Origin of the sequence: Peptoclostridium sp. AF21-18 (assembly GCF_003478825.1) — a bacterium.
Lineage (GTDB): Bacteria > Bacillota > Clostridia > Peptostreptococcales > Peptostreptococcaceae > Peptacetobacter.
The window spans coordinates 81,585-97,661 of record NZ_QUGE01000002.1; the positions used below are offsets into that span (position 1 = coordinate 81,585).

Genomic DNA, 16,077 nt, shown 5'->3' on the forward strand with positions numbered 1-16,077 from the left:
TTTATATTTTTTACTAATTCTATTCTCCCATATTATATAAGAACTAGTTTATTATTTTCGAAAGAGTACACTGCACCACTGTACATATCTACGCAGTACAAGTCTTTACCTCTTAAGAACCCTTTATTACCTATAAAGAAGAAATATGTATTCTCCTTCTTATTTAGCATTTCACTTATTTTCTTATCACTTTTAGAATATCTTTCTGCCTTATCAGAGTCAATTTCTTCCACTTTTTTATATACCCTTTTCTTCTTTTCTAATTCATTTTTTAGATTTTCTGTTGCGTCTTTTTTAGAAATAGCAAATTCAATTTCTCCATTTGTATTTAGTCTAAAGAAATTGGCATTATCAATATCTTTATATGACCTTTCTCCATCCTTGTATAAATATAGCTTTTTATTTTCTGCATTTATAAGAACTTCATTTATTCTTTTACCATATTTAAGTATTTCTGCATAATAGTATTTTTCTCCATTTACCATCTGTGGTAGAGGACTTACTGTTATTCCCTCTGGTTCTATATCAACTGCCTTACAGTATATATTTTTTATATCATCTGATCCTAAAGTGTACTCATCTAATTTTTTCTGATAATCCTTTAGAATTTTCTCGACTTTTTCATCATCAGGATAGTATTTTTTTACATATTCCATATATTCTGTCGCAACTTGGTAATTTCCACCCTTTGCTGCTAAAGCAGCTTCCTGAATATAATAATCATACATTTTTTCTATACATTCTTTTTTATTCTCTTCAGCCTTTTTATAGTACTTTTTATCCTTTTCAAGCACCTTTTCATAGTTTTCGATAGCCTGAGAATACTGGAATTTCTTTTGATATTCGTATCCCTGTTCATATAACATTCTAGAATCGTATATAAATTCTATATCTTGTCTATATTCTTCTGTTCCAACTTCCATTCCCTGTAATGCTGAAATAGTATCCACAAATGATTTGGCTGTTTCATAATCTATACTTCCATCACTATACATATCAGCTGCTTTTTTACACTGCTCTAACAATTTTTCGCTTTTAACAGTTATTCTATCTAAAGAATTGACCATATTGACAAATCCAGTAAATTTTTCTTTTGATATACTTCCTTTAAAAAAATCATCTCCGGTATTTTCTAAGAATTTATTTATTTTTCTAGAAAGCTTAGCATTAAATCTATCCATTTTTCCCTCTGAAAACTCTTTTTCTAGAGAAGAATAGTAATCTATTGCTATGGCGTATTGTCTTGATTCTATATAATCCATCATATGATTTATTTCTGAATAGTATCTAAAATGATTCCATATAGCAAACACTAGTAATACAGCTACAACTATTTTTATGATGCTAAATTTGCTTAGATTTTCAAACTTGGGTAGATTCCTCTTTTTCTTTTGTTTTTTCCTTTTTTTATAATCCGGCTCTTTCTCACCGAAATCATTCACCCATCCATCAATTTTCATAAAACTTCCCCTTTTATAAACAATTTATAAAATAATTTAATTTTCAAGTTATATCTATAAAAAAAATAAAACACAGTAACAACTGTGTTTATTTTTATATATACAATTGCATTTTTATCGAGCAAATAAATATCTGGTATTTATAAAATATATATTTAATACTATGATACCTTTCTTCTGTATTCTCTTTCTGGTGTAGATACTGCAGGAGCGCTCTTTCTGCGAACTTTTTGTTTCGCAACTGCTTTCTTTTTAGTAGGTTTTCTAAATACTTTATCAGCATTTGCTAATACCATAAGTGCACTTAATCCAAGTGCTACTAAACTTGCTGGTATAAAATACCACCAGAAGTCTGGAGTATTAGCACCTAAAAAAGCATTAATTACTCTTAATACAATAGCTGAAGCATAACATATTATAAATGACATAGCTGTATATTTTAGTATTTTTTTTAAACTTCTTTTTATTATTTTAACTATTGAACCTGACTTTTTCAAGAACTCACCTCCATTGTATTTACTACATATATTTTAATTTACATAACATAATTTAACTATAGCAAAAAAAACGACTATTTGCAATAACTTTCACAATATTCATCTATTCTTTAGACGCTTTTCCTGATATTTTTTCTGGTACAACTTTTATTATATCTGTTATTTTGAAAAGTTTTTCTATATATTCATTTCCATCTTCTATATAATCTGTTGAATATGTTTTTATTACCTCTCTTAATACGTTTCTTTTTTCTTCCTCATCTTCAACTATAGACGCATTTCCAAATACTACTACACTTTTGTATCCAACAGTAAATTTATCCGGTACAAATTCGTAATCTGAAACTGCACTTACACAAACTTTGCTATTTTCATTTATATTGTCGATTTTATGTCCTTTTTTTGAACAATGATAGTATATATTTCCGTCTAAGAATACGTGGTTCATCGGAACCGCATACGGATACCCATTATCTACAGATATTGTAGATAAAAAACTCACATCTGAATTTTTTAATATTTCTATCCCTGCTAAACTTCCTTTATCTCTATCAACTCTTCTCATATCTCTGAACATCGAAAGACACTCCTTTTTCATTTAATATTTTTTAGTTTTTATTTTATTACTTAGTTATATATATTCTATATAATTTGTATTTTTCCTTTTTTAAAAAGAATTATTTCTCTTTTTTGTATCATATTTCAAAAAATTCAAAAATAATTATTGACAGAATCTTTTTTTTAGATTATGATTAATACAAGTTAAAAATAATAAATTTTCAGTAAATTCTTTGACGAGGAAGAGTAACTGTTTTTAGGTTCAATACAGAGAGTTGACGTTGGTGAGAGTCAGCAAGAAAGAAAATAGTGAATGGGCCTTAGAGAACCGGATTGAAATATTTTTAAAGTAGACTCCGGCGTTTGGTGTACGTTACAACACACAGAATATGTTAGTATTCTTGCAGAGATGTATTTCTTGTATAATTTTACAAGATATACGAATTTAGGTGGCAACGCGAATTAATACTTCGTCCTATATATAGGGCGAAGTTTTTTTATTTTACGGAAAAGGAGGTGTAAACTATGGTATGAACTTTACTAGAAGATAATATCGAATCAGAATGGCAAAATAATAAATTTAAAATACTTGGAGGAAAATACAATGAAAGCAATAGCAAATACAACAGCAAATACAACAACAAAAGTGAATACAAGAAAAATGGTTCTAAACTCAATACTTCTTGCAATAGGTCTTATACTTCATCAGATTACACCTGCTCTAGGACTTCCTATGCAGCCAGACTTCGCACTACTTACAATGTTTATAGTAGTTTTAATAAATGGAAATGATTATAAAAGCTGCTTATTAGCAGGAATAGTTACTGGTGTATTTACAGCACTTACAACTAAATTCCCTGGTGGACAGCTTCCTAATGTTATAGATAAAATAATATCTGTAAACTTTGCATACTTACTAGTTTACATAATGTATAGCATACCTTTCTTAAGAAAAATGGATATGAAAAAAGCAGGTAAAATAGTTTCTATATTCTTATTCCCGCTAGGTACACTTGTAAGTGGATCTATATTCCTACTTGCTGCTCAGTATATAGTTGGACTACCTGTAGGATTTAGCGTTCTTTTCATATCAGTTGTTATACCAGCAGTAGTTATTAACTTTGTTGCAGGTTTAGTACTTTACAATGTAATACTTCGTTGCATAAAATAAATTGAATTAGTTTAATAAGATATCAACTATTTTAAGTTTGAAATCCTCAATATAAAAAAGGATGTAAATAATGTCTTTTAATACAGATATTATTTACATCCTTTTTGTTTTACTTATTTAATCCGTCTTTGGCAAGTTGATCTGCCATCTCATTATATTTGTCGCCGGTATGAGCTGCTACTTTTACGAAACTAACATCTAATCTATCTTTTATAGAGTTGTAATAATCTCTATACTCTATAGTTCCTTTTTTGTTAGCTTTCCATTCTCCTGTACACCACTTTTCTATTCCCTGATAATCAAAATATATTACCAACTTTGGAATATTATTTTCTATACAGTAGTTCATAGCGTACTCAGAAGCTTTAATTTCCCCTGCTACATTTCTCATACTTAGATATTCTTCATCGTTTCCACCAAAGCTTTCTGTATGTATAACTTCTCTATTTTTTAGTACAACCACACCAGAGCCATACTTTTTAATTGAATGCTCATAGCTTCCATCGACATATACTTCTATTGTATTTTCATCAACTTTTATTTCTTTTTTTATTCCGTTGACAAAGTTTTCAGCTTCTTCCATAGTTGGAAAGCTTTTAAACTCCGCCCCTTTAAATCCACTTATCTGTTTGCTACATTCAGTCCAAGTTAAAAACACACCAGTTTTATAACCTTTTCTAACTGCGTAAAATTTCTTTTTAGCCAAACAAACACCTCCAATATTTTCTAATGGTATTAAAATTATTAATAATTTGGTCTTTATACTTTTTCTATTCTAACAGTTTTTTGTTTTTATGTCATTGGTTATTTTTTTTAGAGGTGTTTGCTGCCTTATCTTGATTTCATAGTTATATTTAATAACATTCATTTAATTTTTCTTTTTTTACTTTAGGTGATTTCATATCCTTGTAAACTGCCTTTATTTTTGTCTTGTATAGAACTATTGCTGTTATCATACAAGTTCCTTCTGCTAGTATTGCAGAATACCATATTCCTTCTCCACCAAGTATAGCTATCATTAAGTATAATGCAGCTAATATCAAGAAGAATCCTCTTCCTAAAGATACTACTGCTGCTATTCCTGGTCTTTCAACTGATACGAAGAATGCTGAAACTATTACGTTTATTCCCATAAATGCAAATGCGTAAGAATAAATCTGAAGCACTCTTATAGCTTCTGTAAATATCGCTGTTTCTGTTGGATCTATGAATAATCCTACTATAAAGTCTGGTATAAGGTGACATATTACAACAAATGCTGCCGATGCTATTACACCTGCTATAGCAGACATTTTAAATAGTTTCTTCATATTAGTAGAGTTCTCTGCTCCAAAGTAATAACTTACTAATGGCTGCATACCCTGTGCTATACCCATCATTGTCATAAGTACCAATGTGTTTACATAGTTTATAATACTGTAATAAACTACACCCTGTTCACCTATGTATTTTATTATGTTTAAGTTGAAAAGCATTACTACTATACCGCAACTAAGTTCTGTTGTTGAGTCTGGTATACCTATAAATGCTATTTTCTTAAATTCTGGGAAATCAAACTTAAATCTTGAGAAATTAAGTGTTGAATTTTTTCTAAAGAAGTGAACTAAGAAGAAGACTGTAGAAAATACCTGTGATAAACCTGTTGCAATTGCTGCACCCATTACACCCCAATGGAATACCATTATAAATAAGTAATCAAGTACAACATTACTAATTGCTGATATTATAACTCCACAAGTTGCTAAAATTGGGAATCCATCTGTTTTTATAATTACTTCAAGCGAATAAGATACCATAAAAAATCCATTAAATAGTACTATTATTCCAAGATAGTGTTTTACATAATCCATAGTTGAAGCAGTAGCACCTAGCATTGTAGCTACTTTTTCTAAATTTAATAAAACTCCGCCCATTATTAATAATGAGAATATTATTATTACTACTGTATTCATAGTAAATATTTTATTAGCTGAATCTATATCTTTTTTACCAAGATATACAGCTATTATTGTAGATGCCCCTGTTGAGAACATCAGTGATAATGCGAATATAAAGTTTACAAAAGGCATTGAGATATTCACAGCTGCAAGTGCTGTTTCCCCTACTCCTCTTGCAACGAATATACCATCGACCATTGTATAAAGCGAGAACACCCACATAGATACAACTGAAGGTATCATATACCTTAAAAATTTTGCCTTTAAGCTCATGTTTTCATTTGATAACAATTTCGAATCCATTTTATATACTCTCCTCTCTTCTTATCTAAAATGATAAACTATGGTATAATACCATAGTCAAGAGGTTTTATGAAATTTTCTATATTTTTTTAACAGGAATTTGTATTTCTGTAACAAATTCTTCTGGATTTCCCGTTTCATGTATATCAATTTTATATATTTCCAGAGGCCCACCAACTGCTTCTAAATTGTTTTCTTTTATATATTCTTCTAGTTTTTTTAAATGCTCGTGATTGTATATATAATCGCCTTTATAAGTAAATGTTACATAGTATCCTTCTTCAAGAGTTATGTTATAAGTTTCTTCATCGTCATCTATTAGACAAAATACTGATTTAAATACATTATTTAAACCTTTTTTTAAAGCTTCTTCTGAGAAAAACGATCCTATATTATTATTTCCTAAAATATCAAATCTTCCCTCATACTCGTTTTGAAGCCTCTGCACGCAGAAGTCAAACTCCTCATCTCTAGTTATATTTGCATTTAATTCTATAGCTTTTCTCTTTTCTATATATTTTAATTCTATGTTTTCAAAATTTGTTATTTCTTTAGATTCAGCTATAGCACTTAGTCTATTTATGATATTACTTCTCTGAGAGTTTAACTCTTTGATCTTAGTTTCCGTCAAAATAAGCTCCTCATTTAAAATTCCTTCTGTAGTTCTTAAATTTCTATTTTCAAGATATTCTTTTATCTTTTTCATAGAGAATCCAAGTGTTCTAAGCTCTTTTATGAGATTTAAACGATATAAATCCTGTATGCTATACATCCTATATCCATTAGTATCTCTGTCTGGTTTTAAAATCCCTAAATCCTCATAGTACATAAGAGAATCCTTGCTGAATCCATATATTTTCGAAATCTCTCCTATTTTATAGTAATCCTTCATATTTTCCTCCTCATATAATATTTTCGTCTAAATTTACATACCTTAAACTATATTTACTTCTATTATTGCACTTTGATATTCCTCTTTTATTTCTCCTAAATTATAATTTAATTTTTTATTAAATAAAGGTCCATCTACCACAATTGTGTGGTATTCTCCATTTTCACCGCATAAATCTATTTCTATGTTTTTTTCCTCAGAATATCTTTTGATATCCTCAATAGTTTCTCTATTTAATTCTCTTCCTAAAAAACTTTCATTCAAATAATTTAAATTAACCTTTTTAATAATTGCCTTAAATCCAGAATCTATAAATCTTTCAACTGCTTCTTCTCTATCTATCTTTTCTAGTGGCATTATACATTCAATACCTACGTTTTTGCATCTTGTCTTATTCCAATTTAAGTGTTGCTCTATGTCTATATCTCCAAACACACAGATATTTACTCCTCTTTCTTTTTTTATTCTTCTTAATGTATTTTCAAATTCTTCCTCATAATTATCCATTCTACAAAATACCGGATATACTTTTAATCCAAGTACATTTTCATATTCTTCTATCATTTTTAAATTTATCCCATGAGTCCAAGAATCCGTTTCCTTTACTGTTATAATTATTGAATCCGGAATAAATCCTCTTTCCTTTATTAAATACATTGCTAAAGTACAGTCTTTTCCCCCGCTAAATGAAGTAACAAACTTTTCCATATATAAAATCTCCTTATTTTGTACATTGCTTATTTTATCTGTTAAAATTCCTTATTATTTAATTATATAATATCAATCTCAATACTAACAACTTCATTTGTACCTCGATATATGTTATTATTGATTATATAAATTTTGAAAATATACTATTAAAAACTAATAAATAAAAAATTTTAGAAAGGAATTTATAATGGAAAAATTCAAATACTCTTTTGATAAAAATAAAAGATACCATACATGGAACTACTATTTAAGACAGACTTTTGGAGAAAAAATTTTTAAAGTTTCTCTAAATGCTGGTTTTACTTGTCCTAATGTAGATGGGACTTTAGGATATGGTGGATGTATATACTGTAGTAGAGAGGGATCTGGAGATTTTGCAGGTAATCCAAACGATAATTTAAGAAAACAGTTTGATGAAATAAAAGCTATGATGCTAAAAAAATGGCCTAATGCAAAATATATAGGCTACTTCCAGGCATTTACAAATACTTATGCTCCGTTAGAAGTATTAAAAGAAAGATATGAAACTGTTTTAGGATTTGAAGATGTTATAGGTCTTTCAATATCTACTAGACCTGACTGTTTACCTGATGATGTTGTGGATTATCTAGCTGAATTAAACGAAAGAACTAATCTTTGGGTAGAACTTGGACTTCAGACTATACACGACGAAACATCTGATATAATAAACAGGGGACACACATATCAAGATTTCTTAGATGGTTTTAAAAAATTAAAAGATAGAAATATAAAAACTGTTGTACATATAATAAATGGACTTCCTGGTGAAGATAAAGAAATGATGATGCAAACGGCAAAAGCTGTTGCAGATATGGGGGCGGATGGTATAAAAATCCACCTTCTTCATATAATAAAAGATACTCCTCTACGGGACTTCTTGAACAATGGACAAATAGTACCTATGGAACAAGAAGAATATATTAATTTGGTATGTGATCAGCTTGAAATCTTACCTGAAGAGATGGTTATCCACAGACTTACTGGAGATGGTAAAAGAGATGAACTTCTAGCACCTCTTTGGAGTCTAAAAAAATGGGAAGTTCTTAACCGGATTGACGATGAAATGAAAAGAAGAGGAACTTTTCAGGGAAGTAAATATGTAAAACCTGATTACGATATATTTAAAGATTGCAAATAAAAATATCAAAATTTATCAATTTAAAATAGCCATTTGAATTAATTTTTCATACGGATAATAATTATCTTACAGAGTTGAAAAACATAGACAAAACTCACTCGACAATGCGACTTGATCGCCTGGAGAGTAGTTTGTCTATGTTTTCAACCTCAAGATATATTAACCTATGAATTTTTTATTCAAGATTTAATTTCTTTTCAAGTATGTAAGAAGTTATCATAAATAATACTACAGAAACTACACCATAGAATACTAATGTGTATATTGATGATGCACTTAACATTGACATACTCTGTGGAGCTGTTAGTATATTCATACTTTCTAATAGATTTGAAAGTCCATCACTTATAACTGATACTATCATATTTATTATGAAAAATGCTATTATCGCAACAGGAGTTCTGTGTTTGTTAAATGGTTTTAACTGTCCTATTGATAATGAAGTGTATATCACTAATATGAAAGATATATAATCTACTATACCTAACATAAATGTTATTATCATATTTAATATTATATCTCTAGCACTTAGTAAATTCATAACCATGTAGTTCCAAACATTTCCCATAGACCGTATAAATTCTTTCATTGTAGCCATACCAGAAGGAAGCATTATTACAACAAATACTAAAAATACTACTATAGTACTTAAAATTAAATAAACAACAGATGTTATTATTTTAGATGCTACTATTTTCTTTGCACTTACAGGAAGTGTCATCATCAAATAACCTTCATCGCCAAGTAAGTTTTTGCTAAATCTTTTTATAATAACAGTTATTGTTAAAACACCAAGTGTAATCATTAAAGCTACCATTATTAACATACCTAAACTCATGCCTACATCTACATTTGCAAGCATAAATATTCCTATTAATACACCAGTAAGTATTAAACTCGCATATATCGCTAAGAAGCTTCTCATTGTAGCTTTGAATTCATATTTTATAAGTTTACCTAACATCTAAATTCCTCCCTAAATAAGGCATCTATTGATTTACCTTTTTCTTCTCTTATTTCATCTACATTACCCTGTAGTTTTATTTCTCCGTATGATAAGAATATTATCTCATCACATATATTTTCTATTTCACTTATTAAATGTGTTGCTATTATAAGTGTACTCTCTTCAGAGAAATTCTGAAGTATTGTTCTCATAATAAATGATCTTGCAGCAGGGTCAACACCACCTATTGGTTCATCTAGTATGTAAACATCAGCATTTCTAGACATCACTAATATTAACTGTACCTTTTCCTTAGTACCTTTTGACATATCTTTTATCTTTTCATCTACATTTATATTTAATGCTTCTATCATTTCCTCAGCTTTTTCTAAGTCGAAGTCTTCATAAAAATCACTGAAGAATTTTAAAAGGTCTTTCATCTTCATCCATTCACTTAAATAAGTTCTTTCAGGTAAGTAAGATACTATTTTCTTAGTTTCTATAGAAGGTTTCATACCAGCTATTTCTATAGTACCTTCATCTGGCTGTAGTAGTCCATTTAATAGTTTTATCATTGTACTCTTACCACTTCCATTAGGTCCAAGTAAACCTACTATCTTACCTTTTGGAATATCAAGGCTTATACCTTTTAATGCTTCTTTTTTGCCGTATCTTTTAACGACGTTATCTAATTTTATTATAGTATTTTCCATAATTATTCTCCTTTCACATTCTCGGCTATTAGAGAGATTATCTCATCCGGGCTATATCCTAGCTGTACAAGAAATTCCTTTAAACCATCTATTCTTTCATTTGCCATATCTTTTTTCATTTTATTTATTTTATCTATATCATCAGTTACAAATCTGCCTTTTGTTCTTTGACTATACATAAGCTCCTCCCTCTCTAACTCAGATAATGCTCTCTGCATTGTATTTGGATTTACTTCAGCTTCTGCAGCTAAAGCTCTAACTGTTAGCATTTTTGACCCCGGTTGAAACTCTCCGGATACAATCTTCATCTTTAGAGTGTCAACTAGTTGAATATAGATAGGCTTGCTATTATCGAATTCCCAGCTCATAACTTTCCCTCCTTTTTATTATTGTATTAAGTTGTTAATACAATAATACTATAGTACAATCTACATTGCAATCTTTTTTTGATTTTTTTATAAATAATTTCAAAAAATAAAAGAGATTATCAAGTTAAAACCTGATAATCTCTACTTTACGTCTATATAAGGAGTAACATCGCTTGTACTCCAAAGTTTACTGATAAAACTGATAGTAAATTGTTGAAAAAGTGTATTCCAACCGATGTAAATATTGATTTTGATTTATATACATTGTATGCCATTACCATTCCCAGTATAGAAGTCGGTATTATTCTAATAAAATCTAAGTGCATTATACCAAATAATATTCCACTTACTACAATAGCAAACATAATATATTTTTCATTTTTCTGTCCAAAAGTTTTTTTATCTCTAAATGCAGATAGTATAAATCCTCTAAACAATGTTTCTTCGCATATTGCAGGTACCAATGCAAATAATATTATCTGAGTGAATAATCCTCCACTAGATCTTATAATATTATTCAACTGCTCAGATACCTTCATTTGATCTGGGAACAGTTTTAATAATATCATCACAAATACGGACATTATTAAACTTCCTACAAACCAAGTTAATGCTGCTCTTATTATGTCTTTTAGTTTGATTTTTTTTATGCTAAATAATTTTTTGAAGTCCGCCTTTATGTATATTGCAATTAATACTGGTATCATAGCCATAATGAACTGATTTATAGTATTCCCCATTATTCCAAGCTTCATATTTAGTATAGGAGATACGTATATTAAGCTTATAAATGCCAATACATATACCATAAATCCGTCGCTAATTCCTGGCATACTCCCCTCTTTTATACTACTTCTCTTCTGAATAAGTTTAAAGTTTCTTTTTTCACCAAATAAAATATCCTCAGAATTGAATATTTTTGAAAGTAGTACTAGAGAAATTAGTACAAATATTAGATTTACAATAAGTACCAAGCTCACCATTTTCATATTTGCTCTAAGTGATATTACACTTTTTATTAGAAGTGAAATATTTACAACTGGTATTGTTGCAGTTATTCTGCTAAGAGAAATATTTGGTATCATTGAAATATATGCTGGTACCATTATTACAAGCATAAGCGGTGTTATATAGTTTTGAGCCTCTTTAAATGTCTTAGCAAATGAGCAAACACACATAGCAAGTGCTGATACAACCTGAGCAAACAAAATAACACTGACTATGGTTATAAGTACAGCACCACCTAGTACCGAGTAATTTATATGCACCATAGAGGGATTATATATCGATTCTGCCTTCATAAAGTATCCCAATGTGCAACTCATAGAAATTATGTTCAATAAAGACGTCAAGATAGCACTTGCAGATACTGCCATATACTTACCTATTACAAGCTCCATATTAGATATTGGAAGTGAGAACAATGTTTCAAGAGTTCCTCTTTCCTTCTCACCAGCCATAACATCTATTGCTGGATAAATAGAGCCAAATAGCACACCTATTATAAGTATAAATGGTATTACCTGTCCTAATAACATTCCCGCTTTTTTAGCACTATTTGTTATATCTACTTTTTCATATTTTATAGGTTCTAGTATCTGCTTAGAATTTAATCCATGTTTTTCTATCTCTCTCTCAGACATTTTTCTTTTATATTTATTCATTACATCAAATATAGCATCTGCCTTTATTCCTGATTCATCTGATGCAGAATTTATAATAACTTTGTAGTCATTATCCTTTATAGAATTGTCTATATAGGCATCAATTTCACCTTTTTCCAATTCTCTTTTATAATCTTTAATATTTGTTTTTATTTCTATATTTCCTAGTGTATCTTCTTTTTCTCTAATTGAATTTTCATTGTCTACAATTTCTACAAACTCCGCATTTGGAGCCGAAGATAATCCAAGTGTTATAGTTTCTGATGTCATTTTATTTATTGATGAATTCATTATTCCCATCAACAACACCATTATTATAGGATATAAAAGTATTGGAACAACTATCATCATAAATATACTTTTTCTATCCCTTACTATATCCAAAATTTCTTTTTTAAAAATTTCTTTTATTATTTTAATCCTCATTCAAACCCACCTCTTTATCCGCTAGTTTTATGAACACCTGTCTTAAAGATTTTGAGTTTGTTTCTCTCATAAGGTCTGCTGGCTTACCTTCAGCAATAATTTTTCCCTCATATATAAGAATTATTCTATCGCATAAAGTTTCAGCCTCTTTCATATAATGAGTAGAGTATAAAACAGTTTTTCCATTTTGCTTTTCACGTAACATGAAATCTATTATTGCTCTACTGCTCAAAATATCCAAGCCTAGAGTTGGCTCGTCAAATATATATACGCTTGGTGAATGTATAAGACATCTAGCAATAGAGGTTCTCTGAGTCTGACCTGTTGATAAATTTTCTATTCTGTTGTCTATAAAATCTTCCATACTCATTATTTCAGATATTCTATCTATGGATTTTTTTATACTTTCTTCGTCCATTTCATACATTTTTCCAAATATAGTCATTATTTCTCTCGGGGAAAATCTTCCATATAATCTAGTATTCCCTGATAAATAGCCTATTTCCCTTTTTGCGAGATTCTTCTCTTCTTCATAGTTATATCCACAAATTTCAACGCTACCAGATGTAGGTGTCAAAATTCCAGCTAACATTCTAAGAAGCGTCGTTTTTCCTGCTCCATTTGGTCCAAGTATACCTACTATTTCCCCTTTTTCGGCTTTAAATGAAATATGGTCTACAGCAAGAAACTCCTCTTCCTTGACCTTTACCTTTTTGCCAAATCTTTTTTTCTCTCCATCACTAATAATTCTTGTAAATATTTTACATAAGTCGTTAACTTCTATCATAGTACCCCTCCATTTGAGCTAAATAGAATTAAATTTATATTCTATTTATTCTTCCCAAGCAAGAGATCTTTCTACAGCTCTTTTCCAATCTTTGTAAGATTTTTCTCTAACTTCTTCGCTCATTTTAGGTTCGAATTCTCTATCACAAACCCATCTTTTCTTTATATCTTCTTTGCTCTTGAAGAATCCAACTGCAAGTCCAGCTAAATATGCTGCACCTAGTGCTGTTGTTTCAACTATTTTAGGTCTATCTATTTTTACATTTAATATATCTGACTGGAACTGCATTAAGAAGTTATTATTACTAGCACCACCATCTACTTTTAATGATTTTAGTTCTATTCCTGAGTCATTTTGCATTGCTTCTAGTACGTCTTTTGTCTGATATGCTATAGATTCTAGAGTAGCTCTTATTAGATGTTCTTTCTTTGCTCCTCTTGTAAGTCCGACAATTGTTCCTCTAGCATACATATCCCAATAAGGAGCTCCAAGTCCTGTAAATGCAGGCACTACATATACTCCATTAGTATTTTCAACTCTCATAGCATATTTTTCACTGTCAGCTGCACTCTTTATCATTCTAAGCTCATCTCTAAGCCACTGAATAGATGCACCTCCCATAAATATACTTCCTTCTAGCGCATACTCTACTTTTCCATCTACTCCCCAAGAAATAGTTGTTAAAAGTCCATTTTCTGATTTAACAGGTTTTTCTCCTGTGTTCATAAGTAGGAAACATCCTGTTCCATAAGTATTTTTAGCTGTCCCTTCTTCAAAGCAATTCTGTCCAAATAGAGCTGACTGCTGATCTCCAGCACATCCTGCTATAGGTATTTTTATATCTGCAAATAATCCGGAGTCAGTATATCCATATACACAACTAGATTCTTTAACTTCTGGAAGCATTATTTCTGGTATATCAAGTTCTTTTAATATATCCTTATCCCATTCTAATGTGTTTATATTGTACATCATTGTTCTAGACGCATTTGAATAATCTGTTACATGTACTCTTCCACCTGTTAATTTCCATATTAACCAAGTATCTATTGTTCCGAAAAGTAATTCTCCTTTTTCAGCTCTTTCTCTAGCACCTTCTACATTATCTAGTATCCATTTTACTTTTGTTGCAGAGAAATACGCGTCTATTATAAGTCCTGTTTTTTCTCTTATACATTCAGTTAGACCTTTTTCTTTTAATTCATCGCATATTTCTGAAGTTCTTCTACATTGCCAAACTATTGCATTATATATAGGTTTACCAGTTTTTTTATCCCATACTACAGTAGTTTCTCTCTGATTTGTTATCCCTATAGCAGCAATTTCTTCTGGATTTATCCCAGCAGTGTCTACAGCTTCTCTCATAACACCACTCTGTGAACCCCATATTTCCATAGCATCGTGTTCTACCCAGCCTGGTTTTGGATATATCTGTTCAAACTCTTTCTGCGCAACTTTTATTATGTTTCCATCTTTATCAAATATTATACATCTTGAACTAGTAGTTCCCCGGTCAAGTGCCATTATATATTTCTTTTCCATTATTAATCTCCTCCAACAATTTCGTTATGAAAATTTACTTTGAAAACGTAATTCGTTATATTAAATATTATAACCATTTTTATAGTAGCTGTGTTAATACAATACAACTTTTTTTAATTAAATACAAAAAAATCCGCAGATTTTAAATCTACGGATTATAAATTTCAATTATTTTTTTAAATAATTATTTTCTTGCGTTGTCTAATACTTCTCTAGCTTCTCTTATTTTTTCTGCACTAGTCTGACATATTTCATATTCACTCATCATAGGAAGTCCCATACTTACGCCTTCTTTTCTATATTCCATTTTGCTATCTAAAGTAACTTTTCCAGACATATGGAATGAAGTAGCATTTGTGTCTGCTAAGAATTCTTTTATAACATTAGCATTAACTCCGCTTCCTACTAATATTTCTATGTCATCTCCTGCTTTTTCTACTAATTCTTTTATTAAATCTTTTCCATCTAGTGCATTATTTTTATGCCCTGATGTAAGTATTGTTTTTATTCCTAATTTTTTAGCCTGTTCTAATGTTTCAAATGGATCTTTTGTCATATCAAAAGCTCTATGTAATGTTACATGCATATCTCCAGCTTCTTTAACTAATTCTTCCATTTTTTCTAAATCTAATGTTCCGTCTACATTTAAGCATCCAACAACTACACCATCTGCCCCAGCATCTCTAAACATGGCAACTTCTTCTTTTAATATTTTAAATTCATTTTCTGTATAATGGAAATCTCCAAATCTTGGTCTTAACAGTACAAATATTTTTATATCTGACTGTCTTCTTATTTCATTGTATAATGCTATACTTGGTGAAGTACCTCCTATTATTAGGTTTGCTGCAAGTTCTATTCTATCTGCCCCACCTTTATCAGCCTCTAAAGCCGATTCTACTGAATCCACACAACATTCTAGTACAAAATCCTTCATGATTTC

At 29.8% G+C, this 16,077-nt stretch carries 16 protein-coding genes and 1 other annotated feature; of the genes, 2 read left to right on the forward strand and 14 right to left on the reverse strand.

The genetic code is table 11. From position 1 onward, the window contains the following. Positions 1-32 precede the first annotated feature (32 nt). From DWX74_RS01775 to DWX74_RS01785, 3 genes are all read right to left on the reverse strand, one after another. Complete coding sequence (locus DWX74_RS01775) at positions 33-1,460, reverse strand: UbiD family decarboxylase (RefSeq protein WP_118548429.1); 1,428 nt, start codon at positions 1,458-1,460, stop codon at positions 33-35. A gap of 161 nt (positions 1,461-1,621) precedes the next feature. Beyond that, positions 1,622-1,957, reverse strand: coding sequence for a hypothetical protein (locus tag DWX74_RS01780; protein ID WP_118548430.1), 336 nt, complete (start codon positions 1,955-1,957; stop codon positions 1,622-1,624). A 103-nt stretch (positions 1,958-2,060) separates the two neighbouring features. Further along, positions 2,061-2,534, reverse strand: coding sequence for a pyridoxamine 5'-phosphate oxidase family protein (locus DWX74_RS01785; protein ID WP_118548431.1), 474 nt, complete (start codon positions 2,532-2,534; stop codon positions 2,061-2,063). Between the two features lie 205 nt (positions 2,535-2,739). Beyond that, positions 2,740-2,996, forward strand: a binding site (T-box leader). Positions 2,997-3,119: 123 nt separating this feature from the next. Between DWX74_RS01785 and DWX74_RS01790 the strand changes: the two genes are divergently transcribed. Beyond that, positions 3,120-3,686, forward strand: a complete 567-nt coding sequence (locus tag DWX74_RS01790; protein WP_118548432.1) for a tryptophan transporter — start codon at positions 3,120-3,122, stop codon at positions 3,684-3,686. 109 nt (positions 3,687-3,795) lie between these two features. On the opposite strand, the gene DWX74_RS01795 is transcribed toward DWX74_RS01790, so the two are convergent. The 4 genes from DWX74_RS01795 to DWX74_RS01810 all read right to left on the reverse strand — a co-directional run bounded on the left by DWX74_RS01795 (position 3,796) and on the right by DWX74_RS01810 (position 7,526). Next, positions 3,796-4,392: a ribonuclease H1 domain-containing protein gene (locus DWX74_RS01795; protein WP_118548433.1), complete on the reverse strand. Its 597-nt coding sequence runs from the start codon at positions 4,390-4,392 to the stop codon at positions 3,796-3,798. 148 nt (positions 4,393-4,540) lie between these two features. After that, complete coding sequence (locus DWX74_RS01800; RefSeq protein WP_006439131.1) at positions 4,541-5,926, reverse strand: MATE family efflux transporter; 1,386 nt, start codon at positions 5,924-5,926, stop codon at positions 4,541-4,543. Between the two features lie 79 nt (positions 5,927-6,005). After that, entirely contained in the window at positions 6,006-6,818 is an 813-nt protein-coding gene (locus tag DWX74_RS01805) for a MerR family transcriptional regulator (protein WP_006439130.1), read from the reverse strand. A gap of 42 nt (positions 6,819-6,860) precedes the next feature. Further along, a complete protein-coding gene (locus DWX74_RS01810; RefSeq protein ID WP_118548434.1) occupies positions 6,861-7,526 on the reverse strand; it encodes a diphthine--ammonia ligase in 666 nt (221 codons plus the stop codon). A 190-nt stretch (positions 7,527-7,716) separates the two neighbouring features. Between DWX74_RS01810 and DWX74_RS01815 the strand changes: the two genes are divergently transcribed. Further along, positions 7,717-8,688 carry a TIGR01212 family radical SAM protein gene (locus DWX74_RS01815; RefSeq protein WP_118548435.1) on the forward strand — a complete coding sequence of 324 codons (972 nt, stop codon included), beginning with the start codon at positions 7,717-7,719 and terminating at the stop codon, positions 8,686-8,688. A gap of 175 nt (positions 8,689-8,863) precedes the next feature. Here DWX74_RS01815 and DWX74_RS01820 read toward each other — a convergent pair whose 3' ends face one another. The 7 genes from DWX74_RS01820 to DWX74_RS01850 all read right to left on the reverse strand — a co-directional run bounded on the left by DWX74_RS01820 (position 8,864) and on the right by DWX74_RS01850 (position 16,071). Continuing rightward, positions 8,864-9,652 (reverse strand): hypothetical protein, encoded by a 789-nt coding sequence (locus tag DWX74_RS01820; RefSeq protein WP_006439127.1) that lies wholly within the window; start codon positions 9,650-9,652, stop codon positions 8,864-8,866. After that, positions 9,646-10,347 (reverse strand): ABC transporter ATP-binding protein, encoded by a 702-nt coding sequence (locus DWX74_RS01825; RefSeq protein WP_118548436.1) that lies wholly within the window; start codon positions 10,345-10,347, stop codon positions 9,646-9,648. Before DWX74_RS01825 ends, DWX74_RS01820 begins: the two co-directional genes overlap by 7 nt. 2 nt (positions 10,348-10,349) lie before the next feature. Then, positions 10,350-10,715, reverse strand: coding sequence for a GntR family transcriptional regulator (locus DWX74_RS01830; protein WP_006439125.1), 366 nt, complete (start codon positions 10,713-10,715; stop codon positions 10,350-10,352). Between the two features lie 152 nt (positions 10,716-10,867). Then, a complete protein-coding gene (locus DWX74_RS01835) occupies positions 10,868-12,805 on the reverse strand; it encodes an ABC transporter permease subunit/CPBP intramembrane protease (RefSeq protein WP_118548437.1) in 1,938 nt (645 codons plus the stop codon). Further along, positions 12,795-13,592 (reverse strand): ABC transporter ATP-binding protein, encoded by a 798-nt coding sequence (locus DWX74_RS01840; RefSeq protein ID WP_118548438.1) that lies wholly within the window; start codon positions 13,590-13,592, stop codon positions 12,795-12,797. The genes DWX74_RS01835 and DWX74_RS01840 overlap by 11 nt, the downstream gene beginning before the upstream one ends. 45 nt (positions 13,593-13,637) lie before the next feature. Continuing rightward, positions 13,638-15,134: a glycerol kinase GlpK gene (glpK, locus tag DWX74_RS01845; RefSeq protein ID WP_118548439.1), complete on the reverse strand. Its 1,497-nt coding sequence runs from the start codon at positions 15,132-15,134 to the stop codon at positions 13,638-13,640. Between the two features lie 184 nt (positions 15,135-15,318). Beyond that, positions 15,319-16,071: a copper homeostasis protein CutC gene (locus tag DWX74_RS01850; RefSeq protein WP_118548440.1), complete on the reverse strand. Its 753-nt coding sequence runs from the start codon at positions 16,069-16,071 to the stop codon at positions 15,319-15,321. Positions 16,072-16,077 lie beyond the last annotated feature (6 nt).